Below are 26154 nucleotides of genomic sequence, written 5' to 3' on the forward strand. Positions count from 1 at the left end.
ACACATGCTCACACTGAGCGTCGCCGCCCTGCGCGCAACGGTTTATCAACTGTTCCTGATCGTGACCGTCATCCCCTATGCCATTGCCTGTGTGCTGTGGTCGCCCTTGCCCCTGCACTGGCGCTACCGGCTGACGGTGGGCTGGCCGCGGCTGGCGGTGTGGGGCGCCAAAGTCATCCTGGGCATACGCTGGCAATTGAAAGGCGCCGAAAACCTGCCTGACGGCCCCGGCATCCTGCTGTCCAAGCATCAATCGGCGTGGGAGACCCTGTTCTTCCCCGCCTATATGCCGCGCGAGCTGTGCTTCGTCTATAAAAGGGAACTGCATTGGGTTCCATTTTTCGGTTGGGGCCTGGCCCTGCTGCGCATGATCCCCATCGACCGCAGCAAAGGGCGCGATGCCTTCGAGCAAGTCGTGCGCACCGGCCAGCAACGGATTGACGAAGGCCGATGGCCTATACTGTTCCCCGAAGGCACACGCATCGCGCCAGGCAAAGCCGGCCGCTACAAAATGGGCGGGGCCTTGCTGTCCACACGCACTAACACGCCCATCATTCCCGTCGCCCACAATGCAGGCGAATGCTGGCGCCGCAAGGCCTTCATCAAGAAGCCTGGCTTGGTGACCGTCTCGATCGGCCCGCTGATCGATCCTGCGGGCCTGAGCCCGGATGCCGTCAACCAGAAGGTGCAGGACTGGATCGAATCCGAAATGCGCGTACTGAATCCCGAACGATATGGGCCACATTAAGCAACTCGAACTGTTTTCCGACACGCCCGCTGCGCAACCCGCTCCTGTTCCCGTTCCCGCGCCACGCCCTTCCCCATCCGAGTCCGCCATCCCCACGGCCTGCCCGCCTTCATTGCCGCCCGGCGCGCGCTGGCGCGAAGTACGGGCGCCTGAACAGCCCATAGGCTTCGTCCTGCAACGCTCGCGGCGTAAAAGCATAGGCCTGACCATCAATGACGACGGGCTGCAAGTGACCGCGCCCAACTGGGTGACGCTGGGCCAGATAGACGCCGCCGTGATCGAGAAATCGGCCTGGGTGCTGGGCAAGCTGCGCCTTCGGCAAGCGCGTCAACAGCAGTTGGCCACCGCCGACACACTATGGCAGCATGGCGGCCAGATCCCTTATCTGGGCAAGCGTATCGTCCTGGCCCTGGACGATACCCAGAAGACACCCGTGTTTACCGGGTCGCCGTTCTCGCCCAGGGACGGCGACCCGCTATGCCTGGCGCTGCCGGCCAACGCCGGACGCAGCCGCATACGCGATAGCGTTCATTCATGGTTGCAACAGCAGGCGCTGGCCTGGTTCGAGCTGCGCCTGCAGCACTTTCTGGCCGTCAGCGGCCTGAGCATCCGGCGCTGGCGGCTGTCGTCGGCCGCAACCCGCTGGGGCTCATGCAGCAGCGACGGCAACATCATGCTTAATTGGCGCTTGATACACTTTGAGCCTGACATCATCGATTACGTGATTGCGCACGAAATAGCGCATCTGCGCGTCATGAACCACAGCAAGGACTTCTGGCGTGAAGTCGGCCGCATACTGCCGGGTTTCGAGCGTGCGCGCGACGCCCTGCGCCAGCATGACCCCGGCTCGCTGCCGCTGATCTGATACATCCTTTCCTTAACAACCATCAAGGAGATTTTTGATGCGTTTATTGCACACTATGCTACGCGTGGGCGATCTGGATCGCTCGCTGGCTTTTTATTCCGACGTGCTGGGCATGAAACTGCTGCGCCGGAAAGACTACCCCGACGGAAAATTCACCTTGGCCTTCGTGGGCTACCAGGACGAAAGCGAAGGCGCCGTCATTGAACTGACCCATAACTGGGACACGCCTTCCTACGACCTGGGCAACGGCTACGGCCACATCGCGCTGGAAGTCGAAGACGCCTATGACGCCTGTGCCCGCATCAAGGAAAAAGGCGGCAACGTCACCCGTGAAGCCGGCCCCATGAAGCATGGCCAGACGGTCATCGCCTTTGTCGAGGACCCCGACGGCTACAAGATCGAACTGATACAGCGCAAGAGCCGGGCCGACTGAATCCCAGCGGCCCGTTCAGGCTCAGGCCCCGAGGCCTGCCGCGGGCGGACGGGCCAATTCGCCGGGCGCGAAGTCATCCACTTCGATCACCCGCGCAACGGCCTGTTCCGCCGCTTCCAGCGCACTGGCCTGGGCATCGGTCAGCGCGCCCTTTTCATGCGCCATGCGCCAATCCTTCAGCCCGGCATGCTTGATCCGGTCGAGCAGCGGCTGCACTTCTATCACCAGCTCAAAGGCGCGTTCCAACTGCTCGACGCTGGGGCTGTCGTGCCCCTCCCAGACCGCGCCCACCAGGCGCGACCGGGTATCCGACGGTTCCAGCAGAATGTTGGCGCAAGCGGCGGCCACCTTGTCGGCGGGCGGCGCAGAGCGCAGCCCCGCCGGCAGCAGCAAGACGCGCAAGGTCCAGGCCAGCCCCTTGGAGGGGAAATTCAGCAGGACCTCGTCCAGCCTTCTGTCGATCGTGGCAAAGCTCTGCAGGGCGCACAGCCTGACCAGAGGCAGGTCGGACTCGTGCCGGCCCTCGTCGAGCCAGCGCTTCAATACCGCCGACACCAGGAAAAGCTCCGCCAACACATCTCCCAGACGGCCCGACAGCATTTCCTTGCGCTTGAGCGAGCCGCCCAGCGTGAGCAAGGTCAGTTCCGCCACCAGCGCAAAGGCCGCCGCATAGCGGCTCAGGCTGCGATAGTACTTGGCGGTGGGCCCGGCCTCTTTGGGCGCGCGCGCAAATACGCCCGCCGTCCAGGCCATGCCTGTGGCCCGCAAGGCGTTCTTGACGCTATGGGACAAATGCTTCCAGATCACGGCATCGAAGGCGTCTTCGCCGGCCGCCCGATCGCTGTTGCCGACAGCGACGATCTCTTGCATCAGATAAGGGTGGGCGCGTATGGCGCCCTGCCCAAACACAATCAGGCTGCGCGTCAGGATGTTGGCGCCTTCTACCGTGATGGCCACCGGCAGCGCCCGGTACAGGTTGCCTAGATAGTTGGACGGGCCGTCGATGACGGCCTTGCCGGCATGAATATCCATGGCGGCATTGACCGACTGGCGCATGCGCTCGGTGGCATGCAGCTTCATGATCGCCGAGATCACCGAGGGCTTGTACCCCAGGTCAAGGCCGGCGCAGGTGAAACGGCGCGCGGCTTCGACCAGATAGGCATTGGCGGCCAGGCGGCCCAGCATTTCCTGCACGCCCTCGAACTGGCCGACCGGTATGCCGAACTGCGTGCGTACCCGCGCATAGGCGCCGGCGGTATGCGCGGTAAAAGTGCAGGCGGCCGCCGACAAGGACGGCAGCGATATGCCCCGGCCCGCCGCCAGCGCGCTCATCAGCATCTGCCAGCCCTGCCCGGCCTTTTCCAGCCCGCCTATCAAGGCATCCAGCGGTACGAAAACGTCATGGCCTTCCGTCGGGCCATTCTGGAAAGCCTGCATGGCGGGCAGATGGCGCCGGCCCGTTACCACGCCGGGCAAATCCACCGGAACCAGGGCAACCGAAATACCCAGATCTTCTTCAGCGCCGATCAGGCCATCGGGGTCGAACAGCTTGAACGCCAGCCCCAGCACTGTGGCGACCGGAGCCAGGGTAATGTAGCGCTTGCGCCAGTTCAGCCTTATGCCCAGGGTCTCGACCCCGTCGACCTCCTGCCGGCACACCACGCCCGTGTCGGTCATGGAAGCGGCATCGGACCCTGCTTCGGGGCTGGTCAGCCCAAAGCAGGGGATCTCTTCGCCCCGGGCCAAACGCGGCAGCCAATAATCGCGCTGCGCCTGCGTGCCGAATTGCATCAGCAATTCGCCGGGCCCCAGCGAGTTGGGCACCATGGCCGTCACGCCCGCCGTCACGGAGCGGATGGAAATCTGCCGCACGACCTCGGAATGCGCGTAGGCCGAAAACCCCAACCCGCCGTATTCCTTGGGAATAATCATGCCGAAGAAGCCCTGCTGCTTCATGAAGCGCCAGACCTCTTCAGGCAGGTCGGCATGCTGCCAGGTAATCTCCCAGTCGTTCAGCATGTGGCACAACTGGGCCACCGGGCCGTCGATGAACGCTTGCTCGTCGGCCGTCAGCGCCGCCGGCGCGACCTCGAGCATGCCGCGCCAATCGGGCTTGCCCGAAAAAAGCTGGGCGTCCCACCAGACATCGCCCGCTTCAATGGCTTGCTGCTCTGTCAGCGACAGGCTGGGCATGGCCTCGCGGGCCATGCGGTATAAAGGCTCGGTCAACCACTGACGACGCCAGGCTCTCCAGTTCATGATGCTCCCTTCACAATGGTGTCCATTTCAAGACATTATCCCCTGAAAAAAACAAAAACGGGATAGCGGGCGGCCTATGCGCGACTGCCGCGGCAGAGTCTGCGACAATCATGTACCGACAATAGAACGCTATCGCGACGCTCCATGCTCAATACGCTCTGGCTTGCCTTTTTCGTTGTGGCCTCGTTATCGGGCCTGTATCAATGGGTCGTCTTGCACGACGCCGAGGTGTTCTCGCGTATTGTGCTCAGCCTGTTCGACATGGCCGAGCTTTCCGTGCAGCTGATGATCCTGCTGTTCGGCACCCTGACGCTATGGATGGGATTCCTGCGCATTGCCGAAGCGGCCGGACTGGTGGACCTGCTGGGGCGCTGGCTGACCCCGCTGTTCAGGCGGCTGATGCCCGAGGTGCCCCCCGGACACCCGGCGCTGGGGCTGATCACGCTGAACTTTGCCGCCAACGGGCTGGGCCTGGACAACGCCGCAACCCCCATAGGCCTGCGCGCCATGAAATCCCTGCAAACGCTCAACACCAGTCCCGAGTCGGCCAGCAATGCGCAAATCCTGTTTCTGGTCCTGAACGCGTCTTCGCTCACCTTGCTGCCGGTCACCATCTTCATGTACCGCGCGCAGCAGGGGGCCGCCGATCCAACCCTGGTATTCCTGCCTATCCTGCTGGCGACGACCGCGTCGACCATGGCGGGGCTGCTGTCGGTCGCCTTCATGCAGCGGCTCAAGCTGCATGACCCTGTGGTGCTTGCCTGGCTGGGCGGCCTGGTGCTGATCCTGGGCAGTTTCATGGCCCTGCTGGCTACCTTGAGCAGCGCAGCCATCAGCGCCATGTCCTCGGTCATGGGCAACCTGACTCTGTTTGGCATCATCATGATCTTTCTGGTGGCGGGCGCCTGGAAAAAAATAGCCGTATACGAATGCTTTGTGGAGGGCGCCAAAGAAGGGTTCGATATTTCCAAGAACCTGCTCCCTTATCTGGTTGCCATGCTCTGCGCCATCGGCGTGCTGCGGGCGTCGGGCGCGCTGGATGTGGCCCTAGACGGCATCCGCTGGCTGGTGCATGCCGCGGGCCTGGACGGCCGTTTTGTCGATGCGCTGCCTACGGCGCTGGTCAAGCCCTTTTCGGGCAGCGCCGCGCGCGCCATGCTGATCGAGACCATGCAGCATTTTGGCGTGGACAGCTTCCCCGCCCTGCTGGCCGCCACGGTGCAAGGAAGCACCGAAACGACGTTCTATGTACTGGCGGTGTATTTCGGCGCCGTCGGGATTCAGCGTGCCCGCCACGCCGTCGGCTGCGCCCTGATCGCCGACCTGGCCGGCGTCCTGGCCGCTATCGGCGTCTGCTACTGGTTTTTTGGCTGAACCGCGGCGCCATCCCGCCTACGCGGCCAAGGCGCCCTGCTCCAGCAGGTGATCGGCCAGCGCCATGAACTGGGCGACCGACAGTTCCTCGGCGCGCGCCGTGGCGGGAATGCCCAGCCCGTCCCAATCTATCAGCGGGGCCCAATCCGCCAGGCCGCGGCGCAGCATTTTGCGCCGCTGCGCAAACGCGCGCGCAACCAGCTGCTCGAAGGCCTTGCCGCTTTTCGGCTGCTGGCGCGATGCGGGCAGGGGCACCATGCGCACAACGGCCGACACCACGCGCGGCGGCGGATCGAACGCCTCGGGCGCGACGTCGAACAGCTTGTGCATGCGGTAGCGCGACTGCAGCATGACCGATAGCCGGCCGTAGTCGCCCGACGAAGGCTGCGCGACCATGCGATCGATGACTTCGCGCTGCAGCATGAAGTGCTGGTCTGTCACCTGCCCGGCATACGCCATCAGGTGGAACAGCAAAGGACTGGAAATGTTGTACGGCAGGTTGCCGACTATGCGCAACCCGCTGCCCAGCGCCGCAAAATCCACTTCCAGCGCATCCCCTTCCACGACGGTCAGGCGTTCGGGCGCATGCTGATGACGCAGTCGGGCGGCCAGATCGCGGTCGATCTCGACCACCGTCAGATGATCCAGCACTTTCATCAGCGGCCCGGTCAGGGCGGACAGCCCGGGGCCGATCTCGACGAGCGTATCGTCGGGCCGGGGCGCTATGCTGCGCACAATGGCGTCTATGACGGCTTCATCGGTCAGAAAATGCTGGCCAAAACGCTTGCGGGCCTGATGTGCCATAAACGCTCAGCGGCGACCTCGGTTCGACGCCGGGTCCAGGCGATTGTCGATATACGCCTGCCCTCGCAATTGGCTCAGCCAGTCTTCGAAAGCGGGTTCGACACGGCGCTGGAACAGCAGTTGGCGGGCCTGCATGCGCCGGAATTCGTTCTCCATGTTCTTGGTCCGGCGATCCAGCACCTGAATCAGATGCCAGCCGAACTGGGATTGGACAGGCTGACTGATCTGATTGGGTTCCAGCGCATTCATGGCCTGCTCGAAAGGCGGAACGGTTTCGCCTGGCGTCAGCCAGCCCAGATCGCCGCCCTGCGGCGCGGAGGCATCTTCTGAATAGCGTTTGGCCAGGTCTTCAAAGCTTTCGCCATTGACCAGGCGCTGGCGCAATTGATTCAGCCGTATCTCGGCTTTCTGGTCGGACATGACCTGGGTCGTCTTGATCAGGATATGACGCGCATGCGTCTGGGTGACCATCATCGGCCCCTGCTGCTGCGGCTGCGCAGGAGCGGCCTGGCCCAATGCGGGCGGCGCGGCGGCATCGGAAGGCGCTGCCTGCGGCTGGCCGCGCGTCAGCACCTTCAGGATATGAAAGCCGTTGCCGCTTTGAACAATATTGCTGACCTCGCCCGCCTGCAGGTTTTCGGTGGCGTTAATGAACAGGTCTGGCCAGCCATCCACCGGCCGCACCCCCAGCTCGCCTCCGCTGAGCGCCTGCGGCCCATCGGACGAAGACGCCGCCACGCCGGCAAAGTCGGCCCCGCCGCGCACCCGGGCCAGCAACTCTTCGGCCTTCTGGCGCAACGCCTGGACTTGGCTGGAACTCGCGCCCTCGGGAACCGCCACCAGGATCTGGGCCAGCCCCAGAATGCGAGGCCCGCTTTGAGGCGCGGCCTGCTGCGGCGCCGGCTGTTGCGGCGCTGCGATCTGCTGCCCCTGGGTCTTCAGGAAGGCGTCGATCTCGGCATCGGAAATCACGATTGTGCTGTCGACCGCCCGCTGGCGCAGGAGATCGGTGCGCACCTCTTGCCGCAGGTTCTTCAGATAGTCGTCCCAACTGACCCCGCTTTTCTCGATTTCGGCCCGCAATTGCTCGGGGCTCAAGCGGTTGCGCTGGGCAATAGTCTGCACGGCCTGGTCGATCTGGGCGTCCGTCACGCGTATGCCCAGCCTTTCGGCTTCCTGCCGTTCCAGTTCCTCTGCAATCATGCGCTGCAAGACCTGTTTTTGCAGGACGGCGTGGTCGGGAACGGGAATGTTCTGGCGCCGCAATTGCTCCTGGGCCGTGCGCGCCTCGGTATTGACCTGCTGCAGGGTAATGACCTGCTTGTTGACGATGGCGGCAATGCCATCGACGAACTGCTGCGATGGCTGTGGTGGCTTGGCGGGCTCGGCAGCCAAAGCCGCCTGCGCCGACAGGGCGCCCAACACGGACATCGACATGGCCGCAAGCCAGCGCTTGACGTGCAGACTACGCATTATTCATACCTCTCGAAGGTGGTTGTTTCCGGTATTGGAGGCGTCACTGATTCGTATCCAATAATCCGTTCACGCAATAGTTTCATGGGGTCGGTGCCCAGCGAGCCCAGACCGGACAGCTCGAGCTGGAAGAACACCGCCGTATTGGCATCTTCTTTCGACACGGCGTAGCGCTGCAGCACGACGCGCGCCGTCCAGCAGCAATCGCCCTTGTACTCCAGCCCCAGAATGGACTGTGTGCCGCGCTTTTCCTGCAACGAATAATCGTATCGTCCCATGGCGTAAAGCTTGTTCGTCAGCGGCCACTGCCCCGCCATGCTGACCTGCTCGCGCGTCCGGTCTTCGTAGTTCGGGTTGCTGCCTATGGGCAACAGCATATTCGGGTCCCGCTCGTAGCGGTAAGCGGCCGACAACGATGCCAGGCGCTTGGGCGTCCAGCGGAAACCGGCCGACATCCGGTTGCGGTCTTTCGAGTCGGGATTGTACTGCGCGTCGAAGCGCACGCTGAACTTGTCGGTCAAGGCCGCCTTGGCCCCGAACAGATAATCGGACTTGGTGTCGGTCCTGAGCCCGCGCTCACCCGTCAGGGCGACATACTGATCATCGAAATACAGCCGCTGCGCGGCTGACAGCGACAGCCGCTCGAAGCCCGTGTCTTCATCCAGCCAGCGCGTGGTCAGGCCCAGCGTGACCTGGTTGGCATTGGCGATACGGTCCCAGCCGCCCGAGAACAGGTTTTCGCTGAAGGCCTGAGAAAAATTGAACGTGGCGATGCCGGTATCGAAAGTCGGCAGTTGCGACTGGTCGCGATACGGCACATACAGATAATAAACGCGCGGCTCCAGCGTCTGGATGGAGTCGTTGCCGAACAAGGTGGTGTTGCGCTCGAATGTCATGCCCGAATCGAGCGACATGATGGGCACCGCGCGCGACTGCGTCTTGGGATAGCCCGCGTAGCGAGGCATCTCATCGACATACCAGTCGGTGTTGTATTGGCTCAGGTGTATCCCCACCTTGGGCGTCACGTACCAGCCCGCACGCACCACGGGAAACGAAACCGTCGAATACGAAGAATAGCGCGTCCCGTTCGGCGCGAGCCGCTGGTCCCGGTATTGGTCGAATTCGCTCAGCCGGCCCGAATAGAACGGCATGACGAAGCGGGTGGCGTAGTTATCGGACTGCAGGTCGAAGCCGCCCCAGTTGTAGCGCGCCCCGCGTACGTACAGTTCGGGCAGCTTGTCATACTGGGGCCGCCGGTAATTCGTGGTGCGGTCCTGCAGCGTTTGATATTTATAGGCGGCGACCGATGCCCTGAAATAAGGCGAGCCCGCCCAGCCCAGGCGGGCCGTGCTGGGCAGGTAATTATTGGTGGACTCGTTCAGGCCGAACGTGGAAAAGTCGCGGAAGTAATCATCGTCGGACACCCGCCGGATGTCGTACGATGCCGTGAAACCGCCCCCCAGCCTGTGCATGTGCTGGGTCATGAACAGCCAGCGCTTTTCGTCTGTTTTGGCATCGTTGGGCAAGTAAGTGCCCTCTACCGTGCCGGCATAACCCCGCCCCAGGTAGCGGAATTCACCGCCCAGCTGCAGCCCGCGCTTGCCCAGATATCGCGGGGTCAGGGTGGCATCGTAATTGGGCGCGATATTAAAGTAGTAAGGGGCGGAAAGCTCAAGACCGCTATTGCTGGACATGCCGTAAGTGGGCACGAGAAAACCGGATTTCCGCTCTTTCTTGACCGGAAAGCTCAGCCAGGGCGAATACAGGATGGGCACGTCCTTGAAATACAGCACGCCATGGCGTGCGATGCCCTCATTCTCGTCGAAGTCCAGGTCAACGCTGGGCGACTTGATGTACCAGGCGGGATCGGGACAAGGGCAGCCGGAATAGTTCACGTCCGACAGCCGCATCGTGCTCTTGCTGAAGATCTGGGCACGGCTTGCCGTCCCGGCGCCGCCCGAGGCGCCGAGCCAGAAATTGGGATCGTTGACCTCGCCGGTTTCTTCATTGACGTTGTAGTTCAGTTCGGGACCGGTAATGATGCTGGCATCGCGCATGATCAGGCCATTGCCGCGCACCTGGACCTGGCCCGTCGACCGCTGGTAATCGATGTAGTCGCCCTTGACGACGGAGTCGATGCGGCGGACTTCGGCCGAACCGGTCAGAATGATCTTGCCGTCCTCGTCGGTTTCCATCTTGTCGGCAATCAGAAAAGACGACATATCGTCGTCTTCCACATTGCGATGAATCCGCAAATTCGGGGCCACCTTCAGCCCGGTTACCGAGGCGGTGGGCGCGTTTGCGCCTGGCGCAGGCTGCTGCGCCTGCGCCGCCGAGACGCCGCTGAAAGCGATGATGAATGCCCACCAAACCAAACGCACGAGGATTGTGTCTCCTGAAAACAGACTATATTTTGGCACAGCTGCCAAACCGCAACGATTGGCGACCCGGTATTATAGAGAAGCTGGCGCAAGCATGGTAAATGCATGCCCACCCACTTACGCAACCTGCGACCTTCTATCATGGAATCAAACTTGACCACCCGCGACGATCCCCGCTACGCGGCACTGAAAAACTGGCTGCTCGGCATCGCCGACGCGCAGCAACTGGACATCGCTTCGCTGCAGCCGGCCTCCAGCGACGCCAGCTTTCGCCGCTATTATCGCCTTCAAACGGCATCCGGCACGGCCATTGCCATGGATGCGCCGCCCGCCACCGAAGATTGCCGGCCTTTCGTGCATGTCACCGGCCTGCTGCAGTCGGTCGGCCTAAATGTGCCGGCTATCCTGGCGCAGAATCTGGACGACGGCTTTCTGCTGCTGTCCGACTTGGGCCAGCAGACCTATTATCAAGCCATCCAGGCCGGCACGGACGATGTCCGCCTGCAAACGCTGTATCGCAACGCCATCAAGGCGCTCGTTCGCCTGCAGCAGGCGCCCGCGGCCAGCCTGCCGGCCTTCGACGCCCCCCGGCTGTCCCAGGAACTGACCGTCTTTCCCGAATGGTATGCCCAGCGCCACTGCCAGGCCGCGCTGGACGACACTGAAAGGCAGACCCTGCAACATGCCTTTGCCTTGCTGATCGATGACAATGTCAAACAGGCCGGCGTGCTGGTGCACCGCGACTTCCACTCGCCCAATCTCATGGTGTGCGAAGACGGCCTGCCGGGCGTGATCGACTATCAAGACGCCCTGTCCGGCCCCATCAGCTACGACATCGCCTCGCTGGTCATGGATGCCCGCATCACCTGGGAAGAACCCCAGCAGCTTGACTGGGCCATACGCTACTGGGAAGCCGCCAAGGCCGCCGGCCTGCCCGTGCCCGGCGACTTCGCCGACTTTCACCGCGCCTACGAATGGATGGGCCTGCAGCGCAACCTGCGCATCCTGGGCGTATTCGCCCGGCTTTCGCACCGCGACAACAAACACCATTACCTGGACCACATCCCCCGCGTCAACACCTACGTCCGGCAAGTGGCCGGCCGCTACAATGCCTTCCGCCCGCTGCTGCGCCTGCTCGACAAACTGGAAAATCGCCAAGTCATCACCGGGTACACGTTTTGATGCGGGCCATGATTCTTGCCGCGGGCAGGGGCGAGCGCATGCGCCCCCTGACCGACACCACACCCAAGCCGCTGCTGAAAGTGGGCGGCAAACCGCTCATCGTTTGGCATATAGAACGCCTGGTTGCCGCGGGCATCACCGAACTGATCATCAACCACGCCTGGCTGGGCGCGCAGATAGAACAGGCCCTGGCCGACGGACGGCAGTATGGCGCGCGCATTACGTATTCGGCTGAAGCGCATGCGCTGGAAACGGCGGGCGGCATTGCCCAGGCCCTGCCCTTCTTCCGGAACGAACCCTTTCTGGTGGTCAATGGGGACATCTGGTGCGACTGGAATCCCGCTGAATCAAAATCGGCTGTCACAAACCTGCTGGATCAGCATAAAATGGCGTGGCTGCTTATGGTGGACAATCCCGAGCAACACCCCGGGGGTGATTTCCAGTTGGATGCCGCCGGCCGGGTCCACGACAAAGACTCAACCGGCGAAGGCGCAAGCCTGACTTTCGCTGGCATCGGCATTTACCATCCTGTGCTGTTCCAGGATGTGCGCCTCGGTCAGCCCGCGCCCTTGGCTCCGTTGCTCCGCCACGCCATGTCAAGCCGGCAAGTGATCGGCAGTCACCACCACGGGGCTTGGGTCGATGTAGGAACCCCGCAGCGCCTGGCAGCGCTCGATCGCCGCTTGTCGGGCGGATGAAGCCGTGCAATGCATGCACTGCGGACGATTCATTCCGCAATGCGTGCGCATGTTTCAAAAACCAGCAAGACGAAACCAAGATCCGCAATCATTGTCTTACCCAATGAAACCGGTCTATTCTTTAAAGTTTTTCAGCAACAGGCCGTATTAATAGGTCTGCTGCCCTGCAATACAGGAAATAATTGCCCATGTTCGGTTCCCCCAAACGTCACGTATTCAAGCCCACGGCATACGGTACTACGCGTCGCCCACGCCGCATTCCCAGATGGCTTGTGCTGCTGCTGACCGGGGTGGTGTTGGGTGCCGGAGGGCTGCTGTTCCTGCAAAAAAGCTATGGCCCCACACGCTTGACGGTTGAACAGTCCGAGCAATTGCATTACGACCTGAACAGCGCCAACATGGACAAACAGCGCTTGCAATCCGAACTCAGCCGCGAAACCCGCAGCCTGGCCGATGTGCGCGCGCAGTTGGACGCCCAGACGGCCGAACTGAAGGCGGCCTTGGCCCAGGTCGAAAAAACCAACCAGGATATTCAGCTGTTTGCCGACGCCATGCCGGCCGATCCGCGCGGGACGTCGCCCGGCATACGCGCCGCGTCCTTCACCCGGGAAGGCGAAGAGCTCAACTACCAGATTCTGGTCATGCAGGACCAAGGTAAAACAGCCCCGTTCAAAGGAAGCGCGGAACTCACGGTTGCGGGCCGCTACAACAACGGCAAGTCGGGCCATATCGACCTGCCCGCATTCGACCTGGAATTGGAGCGCTACACCCATGCGGCCGGCTCGGAGCCGCTGCCGCCCGGCTTCTCGCCACGCGAGGTCACCATCAAGATCAAGCGCGAAGGCGCCGAGCGCGTGGTGGCCACGCGCACGATACGGGTCGCCCGATAGGCGCGGCCCCGGCCCGTCTTTCAGGCGACGTGCTGCAGAAAATCCCTTAAGCGCTGGCTGGGCGGGTTGCTGAGCAGTTCAGCGGGCGGGCCGTCTTCAGAGATCTTGCCTTGATCGATGAAAATCAGGCGGGTTCCCACCTTGCGCGCGAACTCCATTTCGTGCGTCACCACCACCATGGTCATGCCCGCTTCCGCCACATCCTGCATGACCTTCAGCACTTCGTGGCGCAGCTCCGGGTCGAGCGCCGAAGTGGGCTCGTCGAACAGCATGAGCTTGGGGCGGATGGCCAGCGCCCGGGCAATGGCCACGCGCTGCTGCTGCCCCCCCGAAAGCTGTCCCGGGTAATGACCGACCTTTTCGGCCAGCCCCACTTTGTCCAGCAAGGCCTTGGCCTCTTCGCGCGCCTGCACCCGGCTCGCGCCGCGCGTATGGACAGGCCCGAACATGACGTTTTCCAGCGCCGTGAGCTGCGGAAAAAGATTGAACTGCTGGAACACCATGCCGGCTTCGCGCCGCAGCTCACGCACTTGGGCGCCGCTGCCGCGCACGCTCAGCCCGTTCACAATGATGTCGCCATCCTCGATGGTTTCCAGCACATTGATGCAGCGCAGGAAGGTGGATTTGCCCGAGCCGGACGGCCCCACCACGACCACCACTTCGCCTTGCTCGATGGTCATGTCTATGCCGTTCAGCACGGTGCTGTCGCCAAAGCGTTTGACGACGTTCTTGAATTCAACAATGCTCATACGATTTGCGTCCTGTGTTCAACGAACTTCAATGCGAGCGCAATGAAACCGGTCAGGATCAGATAGATCACCGCCACAGCCCCCCAGATTTCAACCGAACGGAAATTACCGGCGATGATTTCCTGCCCCTGCCGCGTCAGCTCGGCCACACCGATCACAATGAACAGGGAAGAGTCTTTCAGGCTGATGATGCACTGGTTGCCCATGGCGGGGATCATGCGGCGCAAGGCCACGGGACCGATGATGTAAGACAGGATCTTGTAGAACGGCAAGCCCATGGCCTGGCCGGCCTCTTTAAGCCCCTTGGGCACGGACAACAAGGCGCCGCGCACGATCTCTGAAATATACGCGCCCGAGTTGATGACCAGGGTAAAGATGGCGGCCAGCACGGCGTCGATGCGCCAGCCGAATATCAGCGGCAGGGCAAAGTAAATGAACATCACCTGCACGACGATGGGTGTGCCGCGTATGACCAGGACATACACTTGCGCCAGAAAGGAAAGCGCCACCGGAATGTAGGCGGCGAAGCGGAACAGCAAGGCGGCCACCACCAGCACCTGCAAGGTCAGCCAGGCCCAGTCCGGCACACCGGCAAGCAGGGTATTGCCCAGCCACGAGGCCAGTTGCAGCAGTATGTAAAGAGCGATGGCGCTGGCCACGGCGATGGCCGTGGTTTTCCATGTGACCAGTACCTTGACGTAAGTGGTCGTGACCCCCGTCAGGAAACCGAGCAGCGTGCCGCCGATCAAACCAAGCAATGTGATTTTTATCGTCATTTTCGTGCCTTCAAGCAGGCTGGGCATTGCGTCCCAAATGACTGACCATTCGAATGTCACGTTGATTGCCTTAAAAAATAAACAGCATCAAGGCCGGGGCCTGCGCTGTCCAAAACAAAAAACGGCGACCCTGTGATGAACACCTGATCGCCGTGCAGAGCCGGTTCAGCTTACTGAACCTTCTGGCCGAACCATTTTGTGTAAATGGCGTCGTACTGGCCATTGTCCTGCAAGGCCTTCAGCGCCTTGTTCACCGCGGGAACCAGTTCGCTGCCTTTGGGGAAGGCAATCCCGTAGAAATCGCCGCTTTTCAGCGAGCCGACTACTTTGACCCGCCCTTGGCCGCCCGTCTTGGCAAAATACTGCAGATTGGGCGTATCGTGCACAACGGCATCTACACGGGCCGTTGCCAGTTCCAGAAAGGCATTGTCGATATTGGGAAACAACTTGAGCTTGGCGCCAGGCACGTTCGCCTTGAGGTAGTCAACCGTTGCCGTACCGATCTTGACGGCGACCAGTTTGCCGTCAAGATCTTGGGCGGTCTTGATGTTGTTGTTGTCGTTGTTGACCAGGATGGCCAGGCCGCTTTCGTAGTAAGGGTCCGAAAAATCAATGACTTGCTTGCGATCGTCGCGAATGGTGATGCCGGCCAGCGCCACATCGATATTGCGGGTCTGCAAGCCGGGGATGATGCCATTGAAATCCATGGGCCGCAGGCTGTACTTGAAGCCGGCCTGTTTAGCGATGGCTTCCCACAGTTCGATGTCGAAGCCCGTGTATTTGCCATCTTGCTTGAATTCAAAGGGGACGAATGCCGTGTCGGTGGCGACCAGCAGTTCTTTGTCTTGCGCGGCTGCGTTGCCGGCGGGTATCGCCAGCGCAATGGCCAGCCCGGCCAGGGCGGACGAAATTTTATTCTTGAACATGTAATGACTCCTTTGGCGATGAATAATTCCGCTGCCCGCCGCTTATGGCGGCAGGCATGAGAAACACAATGGTAACCGAAAAAAAGCGGCTGTAAGCCGCTTTTCTGTGATACCGCTTGTTGCCGGAATCGTTTAAAAGGCCGGGACGATAGCCCCTTTGTATTGTTCTTCGATGAACTTGCGGGTGTCATCGCTATTGAGCGCCTGCACCAGTTTCTGCACGGCGGGGTCGTCTTTCCTGGCTTGCGTCGTGACCACAATGTTAGCGTAGGGGGAATCCGAGCCCTCGATGAACAGAGCGTCCTTGAGCGGGTTCAGCCCTGCTTCCAGCGCATAATTGGTATTGATCAGCGCCAGATCCACATCGGGCAGGACACGTGGAAGCGTCGCCGCTTCCAGCTCGCGGAACTTCAGTTTCTTGGGGTTCTCGGCCACGTCGCGCGAGGTAGCCAGGATGTTGGACGGATCTTTCAGCTGAATCAGGCCTTGTTTCTGCAGCAGCAGCAAGGCGCGGGCGCCGTTGGACGGATCGTTGGGCAGCGCCACTTGCGCGCCTTCCTTCAGGTCCTTGATGTCCTTGACCTTGTCCGAGTAGGCGCCAAAAGGCTCTACATGCACTTGGCCGACCGTCACCAGCTGGGTCTTGTGTTCTTTGTTGAACGAATCCAGATAAGGCTGGTGCTGAAAGAAGTTGACGTCGATGTTGCCGTCCGCCACTTGCTGGTTGGGCTGCACATAATCGGTAAACACCTTGATGTCCAGTTCGATGCCTTCTTTGGCCAGCACAGGCTTGACCCGCTCCAGCAGCTCGGCGTGCGGAACCGGCGTTGCGGCAACGCTGAGCTTTTCCGCCTGCACAGCCGTGCTTCCCAGGGCCGCGACAACAGCGACGGCCGATGCGATTTTTTTCAATAACATAACGAACAGACTCCTATAAGACATTATTTCCGGTTCAATCTGGCGACCAGGCGGTCGCCAAAAACCTGCAATACCTGAACCATCACGACTAGAATCACCACCGTGACCACCATGACATCGGTCTGATAACGCTGGTACCCGAAACGCAAAGCCAGGTCGCCCAGGCCCCCTCCGCCGATCACGCCGGACATGGCTGAATACCCCACCAGCGCAATGGCCGTGACGATGATGGCCGCCACGATGCCCGTGGTGGCTTCCGGCACCAGCGCCCACAGCACGGTTTGCCGGGAATTGGCCCCCATGGCGCGGCAGGCTTCTGAAACGCCGGGGTCCAGTTCACGCAGCACGTTTTCCACCAGCCGCGCAAAAAACGGCGCCGCGCTGGCCACCAGCGGCGGCACGGCCCCCTGCACGCCCAGCGACGTGCCCGCCAGGACACGGGTCAGCGGGATCATGACGATCAGCAAGATCAGGAAGGGAACAGAGCGCAGCACATTCACCACGAAGGACAACATATGGTAAACCGGGCCGTTTTCCAGCATTTGCTGCTGGCTGGTTAGGAAAAGGACAATGCCCAGCGGCAAGCCGATCAAGACCGTAAACACCAGCGAAAAGCCTGTCATGAGCAAGGTGTCGATGGTCGCTTCGCCAATCAGCGCCCAGTCCATATCCGTAAATATCATGATCGCAACACCTCGCACTGCACGCCTTCGGCGGCAAAAAGCTGGGTCAGTTTTTCTTGCGCTTGCTGATCGCCCTGCACAGACAGGACCAGTTGCCCATAGGGCGTATCTTTGATGCGGCTCACCGCCCCCTGCAAAATGCTCAGGTCCAGATTCAGCTCGCGGCTGGCCCGGCTGAGCATGGGCTGGACCGTGGCTTGGCCGCGGAAGCTAAGCCGGATCAGCCGGCCCGAGATACCTTGCGCCATGTCGCGCCAGCCCTCGGCGTCGATGCCGCTTTCAGACAGCAGCGATTGGGTGACCGCATGCTGCGGGTGCAGGAATACGTCGAGCACTTCGCCGCATTCGACGATCACGCCGGCATCGATCACAGCCACCCGGTCGCATACCGACCGGATCACGTCCATGCCATGCGTGATCAGGACAATCGTCAGGCCCAGGCGCTTGTTGATGTCCAGCAGCAGCCGCAAAATCGACTGGGTGGTTTCAGGGTCAAGGGCCGAGGTGGCCTCGTCGCACAGCAGCAGCTCGGGGCGATTGGCCAGCGCCCTGGCGATGCCCACCCTTTGCTGCTGTCCGCCCGATAGCTGCCGGGGATACTTGGCGGCATGCTCGGTCAGCCCCACCAGGGCAAGCACTTCGTGCGCGCGTTGAATCCGCGCCGCCCGGCTCATGCCCGCCAGCCTGAGCGGAAAGCAGACATTGTCGATCACGGTGCGCGAACGCAGCAGATTGAAATGCTGGAACACCATGCCCACGCGATGCCGAAACTGGCGCAGCTGCGCTTCGCCCAGTTGCGTAATGTTCTGCCCGTGCACCCATACCTGCCCCTGCGTCGGCCGCTCAAGCAAATTGAGCATGCGTATCAAGGTGCTTTTTCCGGCCCCCGAACGGCCAATAATGCCAAATACCTCGCCCTGCCTGATGTGCAGGTCCACCCCCGCCAGCGCATGCGAAACGCGGCCCGGCGACTCGTAGGTTTTACGGATGTTCTCTAGGCGGATCACAATACGGGCTTATCAATGTGTTGGCACCGGCTTTGCCGATCGATTATATTGGGCCGAAGGCGCTCGGTATGCGTGCGGCGTGCCCACAATCATACCGAAATGCCCATAAAAAAAACCAGCCCGGCGAATGCGATGGGCTGGTTTCTTTCAAAAAAAGCAAGGTTGGTGGGTCGTGCGCGGCTCGAACGCGCGACCAACGGATTAAAAGTCCGGTGCTCTACCAACTGAGCTAACGACCCAACCGAAGAACGAGATTATGACTTCTTTTAAAAAAGCTGTCAAATCATAAAACGCGCAGAATTCCATGCCTGAAACACGCTCGATACGCCTGAATATTCTTTCCGATCTGCACCTTAGCCGCGCCGGCCTGCCGCTGCCCGATGCCCAGGCCGACATCGTCATCCTGGCCGGCGATATCAGCCGGCCCAAAGAAGCCTTGGCCTGGGCCAGCCGCTTTACCCAGCCGGTGCTCTATGTGCCGGGCAACCACGAGTTCTACGGCAACAGCCTTGGCGGCACCATCGCCGAGCTCAAACACTACGCCGAAGGCACCTCGGTGCGCGTACTGGACAACGAAGAAATCGTGCTGGAAGGGATTCGTTTCCTGGGCAGCACGCTATGGACGGATTTCAACCTGTACGGCCAGGGCGCGGTGCGCGGCCAGGCCATCAACGAGGCCCTTGCGCTCATACGCGACTTCGCTGCGATAAAGTCCGACGCCGTACCGGGCGCTCCCCTGTCGCCCGCCGAGCTTGAAACGATGTTCAGCGCCAACCGCAAGTGGCTGCAAAGCAAGCTGGAGGCCCCGTTTGACGGGCCTACCGTCGTCATCACGCACCATGCGCCGTCAATCAAAAGCATTCATCCGCGCTTCGAGGGCTCGCTGATCAATACCTGTTTTGTCTCTGATAGCGAGTACCTGATGCATGCGGACCGGGCTGCGCTATGGATACACGGCCATACACATGACAGCTTCGATTATCAGGTCCAGGGCACGCGCGTCATCTGCAACCCCCGGGGCTACGCCCGGGATGGGGTGAACGAGAACCCCCGCTTCGACCCCAATCTTGTCGCCGAACTGAGCGTAAGGCGGCCGGCGTAGCGGCCAGCCGGACTCAACGTGCGCGCGAGATACGCACCTCGGCGCCGCGCCGCTTGACCTCCAGCCCTTCGGACGGCAGGATGCGCAGCCCTTCCAGGCCCTTGATATAGCTTGACCCCTGCATCTGCATCACACGGATCTTGTTGCGCATGACGACGGGGCTATGCTCGGGCATGCCAAACATCCAGACCTCATCCAGTATCCGGGCGGAATTGAAATCGCCCGTATGCTGGCCGGTGGGGCCCAGGCAAAGCATATGCCCTTCGCGGCCGAACAAGGGCAAGGTATCAAGCCCCGCCTCGACCGTCCAGGTTGTGCCGCCTTCGTAGCGCCAGCCGGTGTTCAGGTCCCACCATGCATCGCCTTCGGGCAAATACACCTGAATCTGATTGCCGGGCTGGACCGCCGGCGCCACCAGCAAGGCGGGGCCAAGCAGATACTGCGTATCCCACACCTGGGCAAGCGGATCGGCCGGGAAAGCAAGCGCCATGGACCGCTGCACCGGCAAGCCGGTGCGCACGGCATCTTCGATAATGCCCAGTACATACGGCAGCAAGCGGTAACGCCATTGCAGCCAATGCTTGACCAGTTCCCGGGTCTTGGCATCGAAAGCCGTGGGCAGCAGGGCCGGCAAGCCCTGGAAGCTGAAATTGGCCGACAACACATTCGCGGCCAGCCAGCGAATGTAGAGCTCGGGCGTCATGTCGCCAACCGGATGCACCGCTGAACCCAATGCATGCGTTTGCACCGGAATGCCGCTATCCCCCAGGGAAAGCGCGGTACGCAGGCTGTGCTCGAGCGCGGCCCAGTCATTGCCTGTGCGCGGCCCGCGCTGCCAGGCAAAGCGCTGTGCGGAAGGAAAAAGATCGCTGCTGATGATCACGCCTTCCTGCGGCGTCTTGTGGCCCGCCACGGCATCGAACAGGGCTCGCCGGGCCAGCAAAGGGTAAACCGTGCGCAACACAGCACCGGTTTCGCCCCCACGCGCCGTAATCCCGTCGGGAATATCGAATTGCGCGTCACAGACCGGCGCGCCCAGGCCCTCGTCAAACACCTGGCGCTGACGCTCGGACCAAAGCTTGTACACATCTTTATGGGTCAGGTCGAGCAAGCCGAAGGCCCGCCCGCCCGTGACGTCGTTGCCGGGAAAGGCATGGGCGTTGCCGTCATCGTCGATCAGCAGCCAGCCCCGGTCTTCCCATTCGGCGAATAGGTCGGTGCCGGCAAGCACGCCCGGAAAAGACGCAGCGGCCAGTTGAATGTTCAATTCCTGGGTGCGGGCAAAGAGATCACGCGTGTCGGGCACCCGCGCGGCATCCCATTCGAAAACCGGCTTGTCGGCCTGGAACCCGTAAGCCGCGGGCGGCGCCATCTGCACGGCGTCCAGGCCCCACTGCTGGTCGCGGAAGGTTTTCACGATGGACAGGGTCTCGTCCAACGACTGGCCCGGCATCTGATCGAGCCAGACGCCCATGGGCCAAAGGCCCGGCTGCCCCGCCCGGCCGGTCAGGGCCGTATATTGATTCAGGATCTCGGCGGGCTCGCCGATGAACAGAAATATATCGAGCACCGCATCGTGCACCGCAACCTGGTACAGATCAGGATCGCTGCGCCCAAGATCGTGCTGGATGCGGGCCAGTGTATTGAAATACAGGCCCCAACCCTTGGTGCTCCATACCAAAGGCAGCGCACGCGCGGCCGGCTCATCGGACACTCGGGACGTGCCACGCTGGTCAAGCTCGGCATCGGTTTCACCGGCGCCATGCAAGGCGTCATCGCCATCGAGCTCGAAGCTCAAGCGCCACAGCGGCGATTCGGAGCTGGCATCATGGGTCGGCGCCACATCATCCTGCGTACGCAGGATGCATTCGTCGCCCCGGTACACGGACAGTTGCGCAGGAGAGCGGGTCAGCTCGAGGGCGATATCGCCCTGCGCGAGCCTCCAGCCGGACTCAGGCGGCTCGGTCATGGAACTGACGGCGAGTTCGCCCACCGGTTCCTGGCGCGCCAGGAGCATTTCGGCGTGCGCCCGCGCCCGCGCGCTGGGTTTCTCGTTATGCAAAGCACTGGCTTGCGCACACCGCAAACGGTAGACGCCCGGCGCATGCGCTTCAATTTGAAGCTGCAGCTCGGTACCGGCTACCGAAAAATCGGCTCGCGTCGATTTCGATGTCAGAAAATCCAGGGCAACAAGTTGCGTCACGTGAGCAAGGTCAGACTTGGGCGGCACAGCGCAATCCTCGGGGCTTACGCCCAAAAAGCATTCAAAAGCCATTATTTTGACGGATTTGAGCTATAAAATAAAATCGCACGGGTTTATGCACCTTTCCAAAGTGGTCAAGAACCTCATCGAGGGGCAATTTTGCGCAGCAACTCGCGCTCCAGCGGCAAGGGTTCCTTGCCCAGCCAGGCGGCGATCAGGTCACCGGCCAAAGACGCCCAGCTCAGGCCGCGCGACCCATAAGCACATGCCAGCCACAGGCCGGGCGCGCCGGCAACCGGGCCGACAACGGGCAAGCGGTCACTGACTGCGGCACGCCAGCCCGCCCAGCCGTCCGCGAGCCCCGGCGCCGGACCCAACCGGGACGCTTCTAGATTCAACAGCGCGGTGAGCTTGTTCGTCACTTCCTGGTGCCCTTGTGCCGTTACTTCGCTGGTGGCCGTATCAGCCGTATAAGTACTGCCGCCTACGCACTGATGGCCGACCGCGGGCAGACAATAGCCCTCGCCCGCGATAATGGTACGCAGCCTGGACAACGTGCTGCCGGCAAAATAGCTGACCTGGCCGCCCAGCCGGTACATGGAAGCGAGCTTGGGCAAATGCTGCAGGCTGGCTACTGTGGCCAATAATGCCGCAGCGTGCCATGCGTTGGCAAGCACCACCTGAGGCGCGCTGGCCAGTTCTTGCCCAAAAGCATCGAATACCGCCCATCCCCCGGCGCCGTCGGCGCGTAAACCGCCTACCGGCTGATCGGTACAGTATACCCCGGGCAGGCTGTACAAGGCATGCAGCAATGCCTCGGGCCGTACCCGCTGCCCGTCGCGAAACCAGAGTCCGCCGGCGGCAAGCGCCATCCCCGCCGTGGCCGACGCTTCCGGCCCGTCCATCCAGCGCACCCACTCAGCCGGGAAGCCCAGGCTGTCCAGGGCCTGTTTGCGGTCAGCAGCGTGCTGCGCATCCAGCGCTAGCTCCAGCGTCCCGCAACGCAGGGGCCGTGCCGGTTCCGGCAGGCCTTGCCAGCGTTGCAGGGCACGCAGGACACCCGCCCGGCTGAGCCGCGCGCGCAAGTCGTCGTCCCGGCTGACGACCGGTGACAACGCGGCCGCCAAATGCCCTTTGTGGCTGGCGCCGGGCCCCTGGGCAAATGCAGGATCGAAGACGGTGACTTCGTGACCGCGCAGCGACAGCGCCTGGGCCACGCCCGCGCCGGCCAGCCCGCCGCCCACGACCAGCACCTTGCCCGGCGGCGATACGGCGTCCGCCCGGCCCATGCCCGGTCGCAGGGCGGCCACCGTGATTTCACGCTTGCCGCCGAACCCCGGGACTTTGGACACCAGGAATCCGGCATCGCGCAAAGCGCGGCGCATCTCGCCCGCACAGCACCAGGTGGCCACCGTCGCGCCGGGCCTGGCCATGCGCGCCAGTTGGCCGAATACATGGCGCGACCACATGCCGGGATTGACCCGAGGCGCAAAACCGTCCAGAAAATAGGCATCGACGTAGGCGGAAACCTGCCTGGCCAGCCGCTCCACCGAACCGAACACCAGTGTCAGCGTCAGCGCGCCGCCCTCGAACTCAAGCCGGTGCAAGCCAGGCAGCAAAGGCGGCCAGGCAGCCGCCAATTGCGCGCCCAGCGCACGCTCGGGCTCGGGCAGCCGGCTTTTGAGCATGGCGCCCAAGTCCCCGGCGGTAAACGGATGCAGCTCGAACGAGATAACGTGCAAGCGCGCCGGCCGCGCGGGATCGTCGCGCCAGGCTTGCCATAGCGCCAGAAAGTTATGCCCCAGGCCGAATCCGGTTTCACAGACGGTGAAGGAATCTTTGCCCCGCCACCGCGCGGGCAAGCGGTTGCCCGCCAGGAACACCCGCCTGGCCTGCTCCAGCGCCCCCCAGGCGGGGTGATAGACATCGCCGAAATCCGTGCTGACCGGGACGCCGAGCTCGTTGAACGCCAATGCCGCCGGAATCAGCGGCTCATAGTTGCTGGACATACATTCCTGTTAAGAAAACAAGATACCATCACGTACAATGATACGTGATTGAGCGATCCCGCTCGTGTTGACCAGGGCCTTACAGTATGTCATCCACCCGACTTCCTCTTAGCGACTGCCTGGACGCGGCCGTGACCGCAGCACACGCCGCCGCCGCCATCCTGCAGTCATATTCCAATAATCGGGCCGAACTGGTCATTGACAAGAAAACCCGCAACGACCTGGTTTCGCAAGCCGATCGCGAGGCCGAGCAGGCCGTCATCGAGATCCTGCGCGAACGCACGCCCGACCTGGGCATCGTGGCCGAGGAAAGCGGCGGGCACACCTCCGGCGCAGCCTCCTGGTACATAGACCCGCTGGACGGCACCACCAACTTTCTGCACGGCATTCCGCAGTACGCCGTATCCATCGGGCTGATCGCGCATGCGGGCACGCTGGTCGACGGCGACACGCCCCTGGCCGAAGACACCCCCGTCATCGGCGTGGTGTACGACCCTAACCGCGAAGAACTCTTCACGGCCATGCACGGCGTCGGGGCCTGGCTCAACGAACACCGCATCAGTTGCTCAAGAACCGAAGTCCTGGCCGAATCCGTGCTTGCCTCCGGCTTTCCATTCCGCGATTTCTCGTTCGCGGACCAATACATGCCCACGCTGCACGAGGCCATCAATACCACGCGCGGCGTGCGCCGCCTGGGCGCCGCGGCGCTCGACCTGGCCTGGGTGGCCTGCGGCCGCTACGACGGCTACTGGGAAATGGGGCTGGCCCCCTGGGACGTGGCCGCCGGCACTGTCATTGTCCGGGAAGCGGGCGGCATCTGCGAAGACATGCGCCATCGCACGCCGTGGCCCATCAAGGGCTATGTGTATGCCGGCAATACGCATACCGCGCCCGCCCTCGACGCCATGATCCAGCCGCACCTGAAAAAAACTGAATAGACAACAACAGTACAGGAGACGCAACCATGAAACTCGCAGAAGCCATCGTTGGCTGGACGCCGGAAATCACGGCGATACGGCGCGACATCCATGCCCATCCCGAACTGGCCTACGAAGAGGTCCGCACCGCCGATGTGGTTGCTGAAAAACTTGAGTCCTGGGGCATACCGATACATCGCGGTTTAGGCGTTACCGGCGTCGTGGGCACCATACACGGCCGAACCCAACAGGGCAAAGCCATCGGGCTGCGCGCCGACATGGACGCCTTGCCCATGCAAGAAGCCAATACCTTCGAGCATGCCAGCCAGAACCCCGGGAAAATGCATGCCTGTGGCCACGATGGCCACACCGCCATGCTGCTGGCGGCGGCACGCTATTTGGCCGAGCACCGCGATTTCGACGGCACCGTCTACGTCATTTTCCAGCCTGCCGAAGAAGGCCTGGGCGGCGCCAAGGCCATGATCGACGACGGCCTGTTCACCCTGTTTCCCATGGATGCCGTCTTCGGCATGCACAATTGGCCCGGCATGGCGGTGGGCACGTTCGGCGTCGTCGCGGGGCCCATCATGGCCTCGAGCAATACCTTCGATATCCAGCTCGAAGGCAAAGGCGCCCACGGCGCCATGCCGCATCTGGGCGTCGACCCCGTCATGGCGGCCGTCCAACTGGCGCAAAGCCTGCAAACCATCGTTACCCGCAACCGCAATCCGCTTGACCCGGCCGTCATCAGCATTACCCAGATCCACACCGGGTCGGCCGATAACGTCATCCCCAACGAGGCCATGCTGCGCGGCACCGTGCGCACCTTTTCCGACGCGACGCTGGATCTCGTCGAAGACCGCATGCGCGAGATCACCGAGCACACCAGCCGCGCCCTTGATTGCCAGGCCCGCTTCACCTTCCTGCGCCGCTACCCGCCCACCATCAATCATGACCAGGAAGCCGCCTTTTGCGCCAAGGTGCTCAAAGAGATCGTGGGCGAAGAAAACGTCGACCAGGCGATTGCGCCATCGATGGGCGCCGAGGACTTTTCCTTCATGCTGAAGGAATTGCCCGGGTGCTATGTCTGGATCGGCAATGGCCAGGGCGACCATCGCACCGCGGGCCATGGCGCGGGCCCCTGCATGCTGCATAACGGCAGCTACGACTTCAATGACGACCTGATTCCCCTTGGGGCCACTTACTGGGTCGAGCTGGCCCGGCAATGGCTGGCCAGCCCTACCCGGTAAACAACGGGCGCCGGCCGGCTCGCTTAACAAATATTTAACGGCCTGCGGCGGGCTTCCCGCTAAAATGCCGAGTTACTTTCTGGAGCAGTACCCTTGAACGCCAACAGCATCAACACCGTTTTGCCGCCTCCAGAACGACACGCCGTCTTGCGTGTCATGCCCCTGCCTTCCGACGCCAACATCCATGGCGACGTCTTCGGCGGCTGGATCATGGCGCAGGTCGATATCGCGGGGTCGATTCCCGCCACGCGCCGCGCGGCGGGCCGCGTGGCGACGATCGCCGTCAACGCCTTCACGTTCAAGCAGCCCGTGTTTGTCGGCGACTTGCTCAGCTTTTATGCCGAGATCATCAAGGTCGGCACCACTTCTGTTACCGTGTCGGTCGAAGTCTATGCCGAGCGGCAGCGCCTGGAGCTCGAAGTCGTCAAGGTGACTGAAGCCATACTGACCTATGTAGCGACCGACGACCAGCGCAAGCGCCGCCCACTTCCACCCGTTTAATGCCAA

Annotated in this window: 23 protein-coding genes and 1 tRNA gene; 11 read left to right on the plus strand and 13 right to left on the minus strand. The window is 62.2% G+C overall.

Translation table 11 applies throughout. The features are described from left to right. Window positions 1–4 precede the first annotated feature (4 nt). Genes RE432_RS19160 through gloA form a run of 3 tightly spaced genes read left to right on the plus strand, consistent with a single transcriptional unit; the run spans window position 5 to window position 2046 of the window. Window positions 5–748 carry a lysophospholipid acyltransferase family protein gene (locus tag RE432_RS19160; RefSeq protein ID WP_310935119.1) on the plus strand — a complete coding sequence of 248 codons (744 nt, stop codon included), beginning with the start codon at window positions 5–7 and terminating at the stop codon, window positions 746–748. Continuing rightward, entirely contained in the window at window positions 735–1613 is an 879-nt protein-coding gene (locus RE432_RS19165; protein ID WP_310935120.1) for a SprT family zinc-dependent metalloprotease, read from the plus strand. Before RE432_RS19160 ends, RE432_RS19165 begins: the two co-directional genes overlap by 14 nt. 37 nt (window positions 1614–1650) lie before the next feature. Continuing rightward, window positions 1651–2046 (plus strand): lactoylglutathione lyase, encoded by a 396-nt coding sequence (gene gloA, locus RE432_RS19170; RefSeq protein ID WP_310935121.1) that lies wholly within the window; start codon window positions 1651–1653, stop codon window positions 2044–2046. Between the two features lie 21 nt (window positions 2047–2067). On the opposite strand, the gene RE432_RS19175 is transcribed toward gloA, so the two are convergent. Next, on the minus strand, window positions 2068–4305 hold the full coding sequence (locus RE432_RS19175; RefSeq protein WP_310935122.1) for an acyl-CoA dehydrogenase: 2238 nt from the start codon (window positions 4303–4305) through the stop codon (window positions 2068–2070). Window positions 4306–4449: 144 nt separating this feature from the next. On the opposite strand from RE432_RS19175, the gene RE432_RS19180 reads away from it, so the two are divergent. After that, the gene (locus tag RE432_RS19180; RefSeq protein ID WP_310935123.1) at window positions 4450–5679 is read left to right on the plus strand and encodes a nucleoside recognition domain-containing protein; all 1230 of its coding nucleotides are present in this window, start codon (window positions 4450–4452) and stop codon (window positions 5677–5679) included. An 18-nt stretch (window positions 5680–5697) separates the two neighbouring features. Here the strand turns inward: RE432_RS19180 and rsmA are convergent, their stop codons facing one another. From rsmA to RE432_RS19195, 3 genes are read right to left on the minus strand one after another with little or no spacing between them, the layout of a single operon-like run. Continuing rightward, complete coding sequence (rsmA, locus tag RE432_RS19185; RefSeq protein WP_310935124.1) at window positions 5698–6483, minus strand: 16S rRNA (adenine(1518)-N(6)/adenine(1519)-N(6))-dimethyltransferase RsmA; 786 nt, start codon at window positions 6481–6483, stop codon at window positions 5698–5700. Between the two features lie 6 nt (window positions 6484–6489). Beyond that, entirely contained in the window at window positions 6490–7959 is a 1470-nt protein-coding gene (locus tag RE432_RS19190) for a peptidylprolyl isomerase (protein WP_310935221.1), read from the minus strand. After that, window positions 7956–10337, minus strand: coding sequence for an LPS-assembly protein LptD (locus tag RE432_RS19195; RefSeq protein WP_310935125.1), 2382 nt, complete (start codon window positions 10335–10337; stop codon window positions 7956–7958). The genes RE432_RS19190 and RE432_RS19195 overlap by 4 nt, the downstream gene beginning before the upstream one ends. Before the next feature lie 141 nt (window positions 10338–10478). On the opposite strand from RE432_RS19195, the gene RE432_RS19200 reads away from it, so the two are divergent. The 3 genes from RE432_RS19200 (at window position 10479) to RE432_RS19210 (ending at window position 13107) form a co-directional block, all read left to right on the plus strand. Beyond that, a complete protein-coding gene (locus RE432_RS19200) occupies window positions 10479–11519 on the plus strand; it encodes a phosphotransferase (protein ID WP_310935126.1) in 1041 nt (346 codons plus the stop codon). Continuing rightward, window positions 11519–12217 carry an N-acetylmuramate alpha-1-phosphate uridylyltransferase MurU gene (murU, locus tag RE432_RS19205; protein WP_310935127.1) on the plus strand — a complete coding sequence of 233 codons (699 nt, stop codon included), beginning with the start codon at window positions 11519–11521 and terminating at the stop codon, window positions 12215–12217. The genes RE432_RS19200 and murU overlap by 1 nt, the downstream gene beginning before the upstream one ends. Window positions 12218–12405: 188 nt before the next feature. Beyond that, window positions 12406–13107, plus strand: coding sequence for a hypothetical protein (locus tag RE432_RS19210; RefSeq protein ID WP_310935128.1), 702 nt, complete (start codon window positions 12406–12408; stop codon window positions 13105–13107). A gap of 20 nt (window positions 13108–13127) precedes the next feature. Here RE432_RS19210 and glnQ read toward each other — a convergent pair whose 3' ends face one another. From glnQ to RE432_RS19245, 7 genes are all read right to left on the minus strand, one after another. Continuing rightward, the gene (glnQ, locus tag RE432_RS19215; RefSeq protein ID WP_310935129.1) at window positions 13128–13856 is read right to left on the minus strand and encodes a glutamine ABC transporter ATP-binding protein GlnQ; all 729 of its coding nucleotides are present in this window, start codon (window positions 13854–13856) and stop codon (window positions 13128–13130) included. Then, window positions 13853–14632: an ABC transporter permease subunit gene (locus tag RE432_RS19220; RefSeq protein ID WP_310935130.1), complete on the minus strand. Its 780-nt coding sequence runs from the start codon at window positions 14630–14632 to the stop codon at window positions 13853–13855. Before RE432_RS19220 ends, glnQ begins: the two co-directional genes overlap by 4 nt. Before the next feature lie 170 nt (window positions 14633–14802). Then, window positions 14803–15558 (minus strand): glutamine ABC transporter substrate-binding protein GlnH, encoded by a 756-nt coding sequence (gene glnH, locus RE432_RS19225; protein ID WP_310935131.1) that lies wholly within the window; start codon window positions 15556–15558, stop codon window positions 14803–14805. A gap of 132 nt (window positions 15559–15690) precedes the next feature. Further along, the gene (locus tag RE432_RS19230) at window positions 15691–16476 is read right to left on the minus strand and encodes a MetQ/NlpA family ABC transporter substrate-binding protein (protein ID WP_310935132.1); all 786 of its coding nucleotides are present in this window, start codon (window positions 16474–16476) and stop codon (window positions 15691–15693) included. Window positions 16477–16499: 23 nt separating this feature from the next. Next, window positions 16500–17159 carry a methionine ABC transporter permease gene (locus tag RE432_RS19235; protein ID WP_310935133.1) on the minus strand — a complete coding sequence of 220 codons (660 nt, stop codon included), beginning with the start codon at window positions 17157–17159 and terminating at the stop codon, window positions 16500–16502. Beyond that, a complete protein-coding gene (locus RE432_RS19240) occupies window positions 17156–18166 on the minus strand; it encodes a methionine ABC transporter ATP-binding protein (protein ID WP_310935134.1) in 1011 nt (336 codons plus the stop codon). Before RE432_RS19240 ends, RE432_RS19235 begins: the two co-directional genes overlap by 4 nt. A gap of 163 nt (window positions 18167–18329) precedes the next feature. Then, window positions 18330–18405 (minus strand) — tRNA-Lys (locus tag RE432_RS19245). 65 nt (window positions 18406–18470) lie between these two features. On the opposite strand from RE432_RS19245, the gene RE432_RS19250 reads away from it, so the two are divergent. Next, entirely contained in the window at window positions 18471–19268 is a 798-nt protein-coding gene (locus tag RE432_RS19250; RefSeq protein WP_310935135.1) for a metallophosphoesterase, read from the plus strand. Between the two features lie 13 nt (window positions 19269–19281). Here RE432_RS19250 and RE432_RS19255 read toward each other — a convergent pair whose 3' ends face one another. Both RE432_RS19255 and mnmC read right to left on the minus strand, forming a co-directional pair. Then, window positions 19282–21498, minus strand: a complete 2217-nt coding sequence (locus RE432_RS19255) for a glycoside hydrolase family 31 protein (protein WP_310935136.1) — start codon at window positions 21496–21498, stop codon at window positions 19282–19284. Window positions 21499–21614: 116 nt separating this feature from the next. Further along, on the minus strand, window positions 21615–23480 hold the full coding sequence (gene mnmC, locus RE432_RS19260; RefSeq protein WP_310935137.1) for an FAD-dependent 5-carboxymethylaminomethyl-2-thiouridine(34) oxidoreductase MnmC: 1866 nt from the start codon (window positions 23478–23480) through the stop codon (window positions 21615–21617). 86 nt (window positions 23481–23566) lie between these two features. Here mnmC and RE432_RS19265 point away from each other — a divergent pair, with 86 nt between their 5' ends. The 3 genes from RE432_RS19265 (at window position 23567) to RE432_RS19275 (ending at window position 26148) form a co-directional block, all read left to right on the plus strand. Then, the gene (locus RE432_RS19265) at window positions 23567–24418 is read left to right on the plus strand and encodes an inositol monophosphatase family protein (RefSeq protein WP_310935138.1); all 852 of its coding nucleotides are present in this window, start codon (window positions 23567–23569) and stop codon (window positions 24416–24418) included. A 26-nt stretch (window positions 24419–24444) separates the two neighbouring features. Then, entirely contained in the window at window positions 24445–25647 is a 1203-nt protein-coding gene (locus RE432_RS19270) for a M20 aminoacylase family protein (protein WP_310935139.1), read from the plus strand. A gap of 156 nt (window positions 25648–25803) precedes the next feature. Next, window positions 25804–26148, plus strand: coding sequence for an acyl-CoA thioesterase (locus RE432_RS19275; RefSeq protein ID WP_310935222.1), 345 nt, complete (start codon window positions 25804–25806; stop codon window positions 26146–26148). Window positions 26149–26154 lie beyond the last annotated feature (6 nt).

It is taken from the genome of Pusillimonas sp. SM2304 (assembly GCF_031628915.1).
In the GTDB taxonomy this organism is placed as follows: Bacteria; Pseudomonadota; Gammaproteobacteria; order Burkholderiales; family Burkholderiaceae_B; genus Pusillimonas_C.